This is a genomic window from Cryobacterium flavum (genome assembly GCF_900103805.1).
Taxonomy (GTDB): domain Bacteria; phylum Actinomycetota; class Actinomycetes; order Actinomycetales; family Microbacteriaceae; genus Cryobacterium; species Cryobacterium flavum.
Window position 1 is genome coordinate 137670 of the sequence record NZ_FNIB01000008.1, and the last position, 11948, is coordinate 149617.

Annotated in this window: 11 protein-coding genes; 2 read left to right on the forward strand and 9 right to left on the reverse strand. The window is 65.6% G+C overall.

Translation table 11 applies throughout. From position 1 onward, the window contains the following. Nucleotides 1–10: 10 nt before the first annotated feature. Nucleotides 11–2263 (reverse strand): ATP-dependent DNA helicase RecG, encoded by a 2253-nt coding sequence (locus BLS91_RS13230; RefSeq protein WP_092341227.1) that lies wholly within the window; start codon nt 2261–2263, stop codon nt 11–13. 50 nt (nt 2264–2313) lie between these two features. Here BLS91_RS13230 and rsmD point away from each other — a divergent pair, with 50 nt between their 5' ends. Next, nucleotides 2314–2889, forward strand: a complete 576-nt coding sequence (gene rsmD, locus BLS91_RS13235; RefSeq protein ID WP_092341228.1) for a 16S rRNA (guanine(966)-N(2))-methyltransferase RsmD — start codon at nt 2314–2316, stop codon at nt 2887–2889. On the opposite strand, the gene thiL is transcribed toward rsmD, so the two are convergent. After that, nucleotides 2886–3920 carry a thiamine-phosphate kinase gene (gene thiL / locus BLS91_RS13240; RefSeq protein ID WP_092341229.1) on the reverse strand — a complete coding sequence of 345 codons (1035 nt, stop codon included), beginning with the start codon at nt 3918–3920 and terminating at the stop codon, nt 2886–2888. The genes rsmD and thiL overlap by 4 nt on opposite strands. 24 nt (nt 3921–3944) lie before the next feature. Between thiL and BLS91_RS13245 the strand changes: the two genes are divergently transcribed. Next, the gene (locus tag BLS91_RS13245; RefSeq protein ID WP_092341230.1) at nt 3945–4469 is read left to right on the forward strand and encodes a DUF3515 family protein; all 525 of its coding nucleotides are present in this window, start codon (nt 3945–3947) and stop codon (nt 4467–4469) included. A gap of 33 nt (nt 4470–4502) precedes the next feature. Here BLS91_RS13245 and BLS91_RS13250 read toward each other — a convergent pair whose 3' ends face one another. The 7 genes from BLS91_RS13250 to BLS91_RS13280 form a co-directional block, all read right to left on the reverse strand. After that, entirely contained in the window at nt 4503–5600 is a 1098-nt protein-coding gene (locus BLS91_RS13250) for a D-alanine--D-alanine ligase family protein (protein WP_092341231.1), read from the reverse strand. Then, nucleotides 5500–6651, reverse strand: coding sequence for an NAD(P)H-dependent glycerol-3-phosphate dehydrogenase (locus BLS91_RS13255; RefSeq protein ID WP_233197235.1), 1152 nt, complete (start codon nt 6649–6651; stop codon nt 5500–5502). The genes BLS91_RS13250 and BLS91_RS13255 overlap by 101 nt, the downstream gene beginning before the upstream one ends. Beyond that, complete coding sequence (locus tag BLS91_RS13260) at nt 6641–7438, reverse strand: lysophospholipid acyltransferase family protein (protein WP_233197236.1); 798 nt, start codon at nt 7436–7438, stop codon at nt 6641–6643. The genes BLS91_RS13255 and BLS91_RS13260 overlap by 11 nt, the downstream gene beginning before the upstream one ends. Nucleotides 7439–7445: 7 nt before the next feature. Next, nucleotides 7446–8753, reverse strand: coding sequence for a UDP-N-acetylglucosamine 1-carboxyvinyltransferase (gene murA / locus BLS91_RS13265; RefSeq protein WP_233197242.1), 1308 nt, complete (start codon nt 8751–8753; stop codon nt 7446–7448). Nucleotides 8754–8903: 150 nt separating this feature from the next. Further along, a complete protein-coding gene (leuD, locus tag BLS91_RS13270; protein ID WP_092341234.1) occupies nt 8904–9521 on the reverse strand; it encodes a 3-isopropylmalate dehydratase small subunit in 618 nt (205 codons plus the stop codon). 5 nt (nt 9522–9526) lie between these two features. Beyond that, on the reverse strand, nt 9527–10984 hold the full coding sequence (gene leuC / locus BLS91_RS13275; RefSeq protein WP_092341235.1) for a 3-isopropylmalate dehydratase large subunit: 1458 nt from the start codon (nt 10982–10984) through the stop codon (nt 9527–9529). A gap of 149 nt (nt 10985–11133) precedes the next feature. Continuing rightward, on the reverse strand, nt 11134–11925 hold the full coding sequence (locus BLS91_RS13280; RefSeq protein ID WP_092341236.1) for a PP2C family protein-serine/threonine phosphatase: 792 nt from the start codon (nt 11923–11925) through the stop codon (nt 11134–11136). Between the last annotated feature and the right edge of the window lie 23 nt (nt 11926–11948).

Here is an 11948-nt window from a genome sequence, read left to right on the forward strand (position 1 = left end):
GTGGACATAATCAGCCTTTGTTGAGCCAGCTGCGTTCGGAATCGTTCAGGCGGCGCGCGATCGCATTGCGCAGAGCCTCATTGGTGCGGATGCCCGGATCGCCCGTCACCAAGTGGAAGGCCGCCCGTCGCACCTCGGCGATCAGGTCGCCGTCGACCGCCACCCGAAGAAAACGCAGTTTCGAGCCGTCACCCGATTGCAGATCGCCGAGCACGTTGCCCTCTCGGCGCAGGGCGAGGTCGAGTTCGGCGAGTACGAAACCATCCAGCGTCGCGGCGACATCGCCGATGCGCTGGCGGGCCGGAGACCCGGCCCGGGAATTGGTGACCAGAAGGCAGAGGCCTGGCACGGACCCGCGCCCGACACGGCCGCGCAACTGGTGCAACTGGGAGACACCGAAGCGATCCGCGTCGAGCACCACCATGGCCGAGGCGTTCGGCACGTCGACACCCACCTCGATAACGGTCGTGGCCACGAGAACATCGATCTCGCCGGCGGCGAACGACCGCATGATGCGGTCTTTCTCGTCGCTCGTCATGCGCCCGTGCAGGGCCTCCAGACGATAGGGGGCGAGCGTCGGTACGCCGCGCATGCCTTCGAGAACCTCGTCCACGTTGAACAGGGGACCGGCTTTCTCTCCGTGCGACGGTTCGATTCCGACCAGGTCAGCGGGGACTTCCTCAATTTCTGCCGGAGAAATCGCCGGACAGACAACGAAGCCCTGACGCCCGAGCGCGAGCTCCTGCGCCAGGCTCGCCCAGACCCGCCCAAACAGGGCTCCGTTCTCGCCCATGGGCACCACGACACTGCGAATCCCTTGGCGCCCCGACGGCAGCATGCGAATGGTACTCACGTCGAGGTCGCCGAACACTGTCATCGCGATCGTGCGCGGAATGGGCGTGGCCGTCATGACCAGCACGTGCGGTGGCTGCGCGCCCTTCAACCGCAGGGTTTCACGCTGGTCGACGCCAAACCGGTGCTGTTCGTCGATGACGATCAAACCGAGATCGAAGAACGTTACGGTATCGCTGAGCAGCGCGTGGGTGCCGATCACGATGCGCGACTGACCCGACACCGTGCGCAGCAGTGCCTTGCGCTTCTGGGCGACCGGCAGCTTGCCGGTCAGTAGTGTCGGCATGAGTTCGGCCGCGAGATCGGGGCCGAGAAGCGTGGTGATCGACCGCAGATGCTGCGCAGCCAGCACTTCGGTGGGTGCCAGCAGCGCCGTCTGGCCTCCGCTGTCGGCTACGGCGAGCATGGCCCGCAGGGCGACAACAGTCTTGCCCGAACCGACCTCGCCCTGCAGCAACCGGTTCATGGGGCCAGACCGGGCCATGTCGCTGGCGATCTCGGCCGCACAGATCTCCTGGTCGACCGTCAGTACGAACGGCAGGGTCGCGTCAAAGCGTTCGAGGTACCCGCCAGGGGTGGGCACTCGCGGCCGGGTTCGGCGCTCCCGCGCGAGACTGTGCCGCTGCAGGAGCGCGCACTGCAGCACCCAGGCCTCGGTGAACCGCAACGTCTCCTCCGCGGCCTTCCATTGCTTCGGATTGTCGGGGCTGTGAATCCAGCGGATGGCCTGGGTGTGGTCGAGCAGGCCGTGTTCGATCCGCATGTCCTGGGGAACCGGGTCGGGCAGGTTGCCCACGCGTTGCAGCACCTGGTCGATCATGGTCTGCAGGTTCCAGCTGGTCTCTGCGGCCGTTGCCGCGTAAATGGGGATGAGCGGCTTGTGGCGAAGCCGCACCGCCGGGTCATCGCGAGCCTCTTCTTCTTCGCTTTCAAAGGTCTTGTACGACGGGTTCGCCAGCTGACTCCGGTTTTGAAAGGTGGTCACCTTGCCGGAAAAACTGCCACGCAGCCCTGGGCGCAATTGATCGAGACGCCACTGCTGGCTGCTCTTGCCGAAGAACGTGAGCAGGAACTCCCCACCTCCGTCGGAAATGACCACCTCAACGATCGTGCCGGGCCGCGATGACATGCGCTTTTCTCGCACTGACACAATGTCGGCGATGACCGTGATGTTGGCGCCGGGGGTGAGTTGATTCAGCGGTCGGAGCACCTCGCGGTCGGCGTAGTCGCGCGGGTAGTGGCTGAGCAAGTCGTTGACGGTCTGAAAACCGAACGCCTTCAGGAGCGCTTTCGCCTTGAGTGCGCCGAGGGCACTCGTCAGGCTGCTATCGGGGGTGAGAGGCTGCAGCCGGGGTGCCGGCAGGGAACCACCATCGAATTCGGGGCCACTGGCAGCGCTCGAACCGGTCATGGTTCCATCGTAAACCGGGCCTCTGACAGGGCAGCTAGGCTCGATGGGTTATGACGCGAATTATTTCCGGGTTTGCCGGCTCCCTGACTTTGGCGGTTCCGAAATCGGGCACCCGACCGACCAGCGACCGGGTGCGCGAGGCCATCTTCTCGGCACTCGACTCACTTGATGCCTTGCACGGCATGCGCGTTCTCGACCTGTATGCCGGATCGGGCGCTCTGGGACTCGAAGCAGCGAGCCGCGGAGCGCGAGTGGTGACGCTGGTCGAGAACAGTTACGGCGCGGCGGCCATGTGCCGCAAGAACGGCGAGGCCGTGCAGCGGTCAGCCCCGAAAGGTGCAGAACTGAAGATTGCGGTGTCGTCACAGGCGGTGCAGTCGTTCCTGGCGGCCACCAAGGACGGCTTCGATGTCGTCTTCATCGACCCGCCGTACGACCTCACCGAGGTTGAGCTCGGGCACAATCTGAGTGCGTTGGCCCCACTGCTGGCCGACGACGCGCTCGTGGTGCTGGAGCGCAGTTCCCGCTCACCCGAGCCGGAATGGGGCCCCGGGCTCGAGCTCGATCGCCGCAAGGACTACGGCGACACGACTGTCTGGTACGCCTCTCCACCTGAACTGAATTAGCCCGCCGCGCCGTCCCAGCCGCGATAGGGGTCCCAGCCGCCCTGATCGTGCGGGGAACCGTCGACGGTGATCATGCCCGCGTGCGAAGCGGATGCCGCCACAACCGTTCCGAGGCTCCGAAAGCCCGCCGGCAGAACGGCGCCGGGCGGGAAAGTTGCCAGCAGCCCGTGGTCTTCGCCGCCGCCAAGAGCGACCTCGATGCGGTCGCCCAGGCTCGCGGAGTCGAAATCGATGCCCACTCCGCTGGCACGCGCAATGCGTCCGGCGTCGATGGCGAGCCCATCGGAGACGTCGAGCATGGCGGTGGCGCCCGCGAGGGCTGCGATCGGTCCGCTCGCAATCGGCGGCACGGGGGTGAGCTGGGCTGCCACTTCGGTCGGGTGCGAGAGTTTGAGCGCGTTGGCGCGGTCAAGGTTGGGCACTCCGTTGGCGTCGACGCCCAGGCGAAACAGCAGTTCGAGACCGCGACCGGCGTCGCCGAGCAGCCCGGAGTGCGCCACAACGTCGCCGGGGCGCGCGCCCGAGCGCAATACGGGCGCGCGGCCCTCCAGGTCGCCGAAGGCCGTCACAGCCAGCGTGAGGGCGTCCGACGCGGACAGGTCGCCGCCGACCACCCCGCAGCCGGGCGCGAGTGCCTCACAACAGTCCCGCAGCCCGTCGGCGATGCCCTCGAGCACCACCACGGGCGTCGACGGCGGTGCGGCAATGGCTACGACGAGGGCGGTCGGGCGGGCTCCCATCGCTGCCACGTCGGAGAGGTTGGTGGCCGCGGCCTTCCAACCGAGGTCGTGCGGCGTGGACCAGGCCAGACGAAAATCCGGACCTTGAATCATCATGTCGGTCGTCACCACGAAGCGTCCGTCGGGAGCGGAGACGACTGCTGCGTCGTCCCCCGGGCCAAGCAGCTGCGCGGCTGCGGTCGGCAGCCGGGGAAAGATTCGGCCGAGTACGGCGCCTTCGCTCAGGTCGGCGAGCGTTTCGGTGGTGGCGGTATGCGGGGCTGAACGCGGGGCATCCGCAGCGGTTGTCATGTAAGAAACGGTAGCCTGAATACGATGTCTCACCCATTCCTGCTCCCGCGCTTCGCTCCCCGTCGTTCCATCGCCGTCGTCACCGTGCTCGCGGGCTCACTGCTGCTGGCGGGCTGCGCCGCCGCCGTGCCGCTGACCCCGGCCGCCGATGCCACCAATGTGGCCTGCGCCGACGTAATCGTGCACCTGCCGTCCACCGTCGCCGACGAGCGCTCGCGGGAGACGAACGCCCAGGGGACAGGGGCCTGGGGAGACCCGGCCGCGGTGCTGCTGCACTGCGGTGTTCCGGTGCCTGCGCCGACGACGCTGCCCTGCCTGAACATCAACGGCATCGACTGGATCGAAGATGACTCCGACGCCCCGACCTACCGGTACACGACCTACGGGCGCGACCCGGCCATCGAGGTCGTCATCGATTCCGAAGCGGTGAGCGGCTCAACGGCGCTGGTCGACGTGGCCAATGCGGTCGGGTATGTTCCGGCGGCCGGGGCCTGTGTCGGCGCCGAAGACGTGCGGCTGCCCACCGACGGGGCGACGACCGCGCCGTAGTCCGGTCTTACGAGACCGCTGGTGGCGATCGGGTCAGGAACCGTGGCGGGCGTGGGCGATGGCCACCGCGATGAGTTCGCCGACCAGCTCGGGGTAGGTGTAGCCGCTGGCGAGCCAGCAGCTCGGGAACATCGAGATGCTCGTGAAGCCGGGCATGGTGTTGATCTCGTTGATCACCCAGCCGGCCTGCGTGAGAAAGAAGTCCACCCGGGCCAGGCCGGCGCCGCCGATGGCTTCGAACGCCCGAATCGCCAGCTGTTGCACCTCTGCCAGCTCCTCGTCCGACAAGAGAGCGGGGCAGACCAGGTCGACCCCCGGTGCGTCGAGGTATTTCGCGGCAAAGTCGTAGAAGTCACGGCCGGTCACGACGACCTCGCCGGCCACGGAGGCGCGGGTCGGCTCCCCCGGGCGTCCCTGCAGCACGGCAATTTCGAGTTCCCGGCCGATGAGCCCGGATTCGATCAAGACCTTGTTGTCCTCGGCGAGCCCCACCGTCATGGCCTCGGCCAGTTGCTCGGGCGTCGACACCCGGCTGACGCCGACGCTGGAACCCGCGCGCGCCGGCTTGACGAACGCGGGCAGACCCAAGTGCTCGAGGGCGGCGTAGGCGGTTCCGGGGGCCTGCGCCCAGTCATCCGCTGTCAGGGTGCGCCACGGCGCTACCGGTAGTGCCGCCTGCTGGAACACGGTCTTGGCAAAGTGTTTGTCCATACCCAAAGCGGATGCGAGCACTCCCGAGCCGACATACGGCAGGCCGAGCAGATCGAGCATGCCTTGGATCGTTCCGTCTTCGCCAAACGGTCCATGCAAGATCGGGAATATGAGGTCGACGGTGCCGAGCGAGCGCACACCCGACGCGTCGACGACGGTCAGTTCCCGGCTCGCTGCGCTCTCCGGCCAGCGCACCCGCGTTCCGTTGTCGGCGACAACGGGCAACGCGGACGCGTTCAGGGCGAACTTGGCTGGGTCGTTGTCTTCCAACACAAACGCACCGTCACGGGTGATTCCCACCGGAATGACCGTGTAGCGATCAGGGTCGAGGGCTGCCAGCACTCCGCCCGCCGTGGCGCAGCTGATCGAGTGTTCGCTGGAACGCCCTCCAAAGAGAAGCACCACCGTGAGCTTGTCCATCGTCAAGTGTCCTTTCGCCCTGCGGTTCGCCGGAGTCTGTTGTTAGGTGCGGCGCAATGTCGCGGGGATTGAGTGTGCCGTCGAGCACCTGGCGTACCTGTTCGACGATGGGCATGTCAACGCCCTTGGCGCGGGCAAGTTCGAGAACGGGCTTCACCGAGGCGAGGCCTTCGGTGGTCTGCTGCATCTGCTTGACGACGTCGTTGATGCTGTAACCCTGGCCGAGCAGTCGCCCGGCCGTATTGTTGCGGGACAGCGGCGACTGGCAGGTGGCGATGAGGTCACCGAGACCGGCCAGGCCGGCCAGCGTCTCGGCCTGCGCGCCGTAGGCCACAGCGAAGTCCGTCATTTCGACCAGACCACGGGTGATGATCGAGGCCTTGGTGTTTTCGCCAAAGCCGACACCGTCGACGATGCCGATGGCAACCGCAATGAGGTTCTTCAGCACGCCACCGAATTCGGTGCCGATGACGTCGGTGTTGATGTACGAACGAAAATAGCGGTTGGTGGCCAGTTTGGCCACGGCCTGCGCGGTTTCCAGGCTCACCGAGGAGACGACAGCCCCCGTGGGCTGCTCCTTGGCGATTTCGAGCGCCAGGTTCGGCCCGCTGATCGCGGCAATGCGAGCGGGGTCGATGCTCAGCACCTCTTCGATCACCGTGCTCATGCGCATGCCGGTGGAGCGCTCGACGCCCTTCATGAGCGAGACGACGATCGCGTTCGCGGCCAGGTACGGTTCGACCTGCTTGAGGTTCTCCCGCAGGGACTGGCTGGGCACGGAGACGAAGACCATTTCAGCGCCGGCCAGTGCGAGGTCGAGGCGGCTCGTGGCGCGCAGGCCCAACGGTAGGTTCACGCCGGGCAGGTAGTCGCTGTTACGGCGGGCTTCGGAGATTTCGCGGGCCAACTCGGGGCGGCGGGCCCACAGAACGACGTCGGCCCCGCCATCCGTCAGAATTTTGGCGAAGGTGGTTCCCCAACTACCGGCGCCGAGAACGGCCACCCGGGTGCCTGGTTGGATCTTGAGCAGCTGGGGGGTTCTAGGCTTCAAAACGGCCGGTCTCTTTCTGGTTGTGCTCCGACGGGTTCCAGCGCTTGACCGGAGCCTTTTCGCCGCGCAGGTCTTCGAGCAACGCAGTGATGGCGACCATCACGACGGCCGTCGCCTCGTTGAGCGTGGCGGTATCGAGGCTGCGCCCCCGAAACTGGGCGAGGTCGAGCGGGTCGCCAATTTTCACCCGAATGGTCTTGCGCGGAAACAGGCTGATCTTCTTGGAATACCGCGGCATCAACTTCTGGGTGCCCCAGTGGGCGGCCGGCACGATCGGAATGCCCTGCTCGAGCGCGATGCGCACCGCTCCGGTCTTGCCCCGCATCGGCCACAAGTCGGGGTCGCGGGTGAGCGAGCCTTCCGGGTAGACGACCACGATCTGGCCCTTTTCGACCAGACGCTGGGCGGCCTTGACCGGTTCACTGCCGCGCACCGATCCGCCGCGCTGCACCGGAATCTGGCCAGATTTGGTCAGAACCCAGCCGATGACCGGAATCTTGAAAACGGATGCCTTCGCCAGAAACCGCGGCAGCCGCCCCAGCTTCCAGGCCACGACGCCCATGACCACGGGGTCGATCTCGCTGTAGTGGTTGGGCGAGAAGACGAACGCACCGCTGCGCGGGAACTTGTGGGCGTCGACGATCTCGTACCGGGCCGCGAGGTTCATCACTGGCAGGATCAGCCCGGCGAGAATCCAGAACGCCGAGGGCCGGCTCTTTTCCGAACGGCTTCGGGTAGGCGACTCGGCTGACTCGGGGGATGCTGGCACGTCTTTATTTTCTGGCACGCGCCTATTATCCTTCGAGATCGAAGTCCGCCCCCAAAAGCCGCAGCTTGCCGATGAAGTTCTCATAGCCTCGGCTGATGATTCCCACGTTGCTGACCGTACTGGTGCCCTCGGCGCTGAGTGCCGCGATCAGATGGCTGAAGCCGCCGCGCAGGTCGGGCACAACGATGTCAGCGCCGTGCAGTTTGGTCGGGCCGGTGATGACGGCCGAGTGGTTGAAGTTGCGCTGCCCGAACCTGCAGGGGTGGCCGCCGAGGCATTCCTTGTGAATCTGAATGGTCGCGCCCATTTCCACGAGGGCGTCAACGAAGCCGAACCTTTGCTCGTAGACGGTCTCGTGCACGATCGACGTGCCGTGTGCCTTGGTGAGGGCGATGACGAGCGGCTGCTGCCAGTCCGTCATGAAGCCGGGGTGAACATCCGTTTCGATGATGACAGGCTTCAGATCGCCGCCCGGGTGATAAAAGCGGATGCCGTCGTCGCAGATGTCGAAAGCACCACCGACCTTTCGGAAGACGTTGAGGAAGGTGATCATTTCGGGCTGGCGGGCGCCGCCGACGAAGATGTCACCGTCGGTGGCGAGGGCGGCAGCAGCCCAGCTGGCGGCCTCGTTGCGGTCAAACAGTGCGCGGTGGTTGTAGCCCATGAGGCGGTCCACGCCCTCGATGCGAATCACCCGGTCGGTGTCGACCGTGATGATGGCACCCATCTTCTGCAAAATATTGATGAGATCCATGATCTCGGGCTCGATTGCCGCGCCCTTGAGTTCGGTGATGCCGTCGGCACGCACCGCGGTGAGCAGCACCTGCTCTGTGGCCCCAACGCTCGGGTACGGCAGTTCGAGCTTGGCACCCTTGAGACCGTTCGGTGCCGACATGCGGATGCCGTTGGGCTGTTTCTCGACGACGGCACCAAACTTGCGCAGCACCTCGAGGTGAAAGTCGATCGGTCGGTCGCCGATGCGGCAACCGCCGAGGTCAGGGATGAACGCCTCGCCCAGTCGGTGCAGCAGCGGTCCGCAGAACAGGATCGGGATGCGGCTCGAGCCGGCGTGCGCATCGATCGCGGCGAAGTGCGCGCTCTCCACGTCGACCGGGTCGAGGATGAGGTCGCCCGGCTCGGCGCCCTCGGTCACCTTGACGCCGTGCACCTCGAGCAGGCCCCGAACGATCCGAACATCGCTGATGTTCGGAACGTCCTTGAGCACGCTCGGGGTTTCACCGAGCAGCGCGGCGACCATGGCCTTGGTGACGAGGTTCTTCGCCCCCTTCACCTCGATGCGGCCGACCAGCGGAATACCGCCGCGGATGGTGATCTTGTCGGCGGTGAGGCCAACAGCTGCCCCGTGGTTCTGGGCACTCCCGCGTTCGTTCGCATCGTCGTGCTGCCTGGCGTCATTCAAATTCTTCGCCTCTTGATCACGTCGGGCTTCGCTGAGAGTGCTCACAAAATACCTGTCTTCGTGTTACTTGGAGATTGATTCCGGCGACAGCGCGGGAAGGGTTCGGGGCAACCACGGCTCTCGCGTCGCTTCGAATTCATTGATCCGCGCTTCGTCACGCAGGGTCAGGCCGATGTCATCGAGACCTTCGAGCAGCCGCCATCTAGTGTAATCGTCGATTTCGAAATTCACGGTCAGATCCCCGACACGCACTGTTTTACTCACCAGATCCACGGTCAGTTCGATACCCGGGTCGCTCTCGATCAGGTTCCACAGGGTTTCGGCATCCGCTTCGCTGATCTGGCCGGCGAGCAGACCCTGCTTGCCGGAGTTGCCGCGAAAGATGTCGCCGAATCGGGGGCTGAGCACGACGTCGAAGCCGTAGTCGCGCAGGGCCCAGACGGCGTGTTCGCGTGAAGAGCCGATGCCGAAGTCGGCTCCGGCGATGAGCACGCGACCGCCCTGGTATTCCTTCTTATTGATGACGAAGTCGGGGTCGAGGCGCCAAGCCGCAAAGAGCGCGTCTTCAAAGCCGGTGCGCGTGACGCGCTTGAGGTGCACGGCCGGGATGATCTGGTCAGTGTCGACGTTGGAACGGCGCAGCGGCACCGCGACTCCGGTGACGGTGGTGAATTTCTGCATGCTACTTAGTCTCCATCCTGAACGAGGTCCCACGGGCTCGAGAGCGTGCCGCGAATGGCCGTGGCTGCCGCGACGAGCGGTGACACCAGGTGGGTACGGCCACCCTTGCCCTGTCGTCCCTCAAAGTTTCGGTTACTGGTGGAGGCGCAGCGCTCTCCGGGTTCGAGCTGGTCGGGATTCATCCCGAGGCACATCGAACAGCCGGCGAACCGCCATTCGGCACCGAAATCGAGGAAGATCTTGTCGAGCCCCTCGGCTTCGGCCTCGATGCGCACCCGGGCCGAGCCGGGGACAACCATCATGCGCAGTCCCTCGGCCTTGGTCTTGCCCTTGATGATCTCTGCGGCGGCGCGCAGGTCTTCGACCCGGCTGTTCGTGCAGGAACCGAGAAAAACGGTGTCGACCCGAATGTCCTTCATCGGGGTGCCGACCGCGAGGTCCATATATTCCAGGGCCCGCTCGGCCGCCGAGCGCTCGTTGGCGTCGATGATGTCGGCGGGGTTCGGAACGGATCCGCTCAGGGACACGCCCTGGCCGGGGTTGGTGCCCCAGGTGACGAAGGGTTCGAGCTCGTTGGCGTCGATGATGACCTCGGCGTCGAAGCTGGCGCCCTCATCGGTGGCCAAGGTCTGCCAGTAGGCGACGGCAGCATCCCAGTCGGCGCCACGGGGCGCGTGGGCACGCCCTTCGAGGTAGTCGTAGGTGACCTGGTCGGGGGCCACCATGCCGGCGCGGGCGCCGGCCTCGATCGACATGTTGCAGATGGTCATGCGCCCCTCCATGGAGAGGGCGCGAATGGCCTCACCACGATATTCGAGCACGTAGCCGGCTCCCCCGCCGGTGCCGATTTTGGCGATCACGGCGAGGATGATGTCCTTCGCGGTGACCCCGGTGCGCAGGGCGCCGTTGACCGTGATGGCCATGGTCTTGAACGGGTTCAGCGGCAGTGTCTGGGTGGCCATGACGTGCTCGACCTCGCTCGTGCCGATGCCGAGCGCCATGGCGCCGAAGGCGCCGTGGGTGGAGGTGTGCGAGTCACCGCAGACCACGGTGATGCCGGGCTGGGTCAGGCCGAGCTGCGGGCCGACGACGTGCACGATGCCCTGCTCGATGTCACCGAGCGAGTGCAGGCGCACACCGTATTCGGCGCAGTTGCGACGCAGGGTCTCGATCTGGGTGCGGCTGGTCAGGTCGACAATGGGCTTGTCGATGGCCAGCGTCGGCGTGTTGTGGTCTTCGGTCGCGATGGTCAGATCAGGACGGCGCAGCGGTCGATTGGCCAGGCGTAGACCGTCGAAGGCCTGGGGGCTGGTGACCTCGTGCAGCAGGTGCAGGTCGATGTAAATGAGGTCTGGCGTGCCGTTCTCGCCCTTGCTGACGAGGTGCTTGTCCCAGACCTTTTCAGCCAGCGTGCGCAGGCCGGTGCTGGAATGTTGTTCCGAAGTGGGTATTGCGTTGGTCATTTTGAGCGTCTTCCTCACGAATCGATGGCAGCCACGCCGAACTCCGCGACGAGGGAGGCCTCAGGACAGGGACTCGTCGCGGCACAGAAGAAGTCGGCTCACCACGGATTCAGGGTAACACCTCGTCCAGCCGCCGGCCTCGCCAGCGGTCAGTCGAACGCCGACTCCACGTAGACGACGCTCACGTTGTCACGCCCGCCATGCTCGATGGCCTCAGCGACGAGAATGTCGGCGACGCTGCGCCCGTGCCCATCCAAGCGGATGTCCATAGCCAGGACCCGCGCGATCGCCGCGTCGTCGAGTTCCTTGGTCAGCCCGTCGGAGCAGATCAGAAAGGACTGCTCCCCCAGGGCCGGCAGCAGCCAAACGTCGGCATCGACGAATTCGTCAGCGCCGATCGCGCGGGTGATGACGTTGCGCTCTGGATGCTTCTCAGCGTCCTCGGTGGAGATCAGTCCGGCGTCCAGCATTTCCTGCACCGCGGAATGGTCGACTGACAGCTGGCTCAGAACCCCGTCGGTCCAGGTGTAGACGCGGGAATCGCCGACGTTGAAGGCCATCCAGTGATAGCCGACGTCATCGCCGGCGTCGACGAAAGCGATGCCGGCAAGGGTCGTGCCCGACACTGCGGTGCCGTAGTCGTCGGCTGCGCTGAGATCGCGCACGGCGTCGTTCGAGGAGTGGATGGCGTCGAGTATGCGCTCCGGAGTCGACGGCAGATCGCGCGCGATGTGCTCGTCGAACACCCGCAACACGGTCTGGCTGGCGACCTCACCCTGCGCGTGGCCGCCCATACCATCGGCCACCAGAAAGACCGGTGACTGTGCCAGAAGGCTGTCTTCATTCACCGTGCGCACGCTGCCGACGTCGGTGCGTGCGCTGAAAAAGAGGCGGGCGGTGGCGGTGGAGAGTTCAATCGTGCTCTGCTGGTTCAGAGTCATAAGAACCCTCCGTTCGCCGGTGC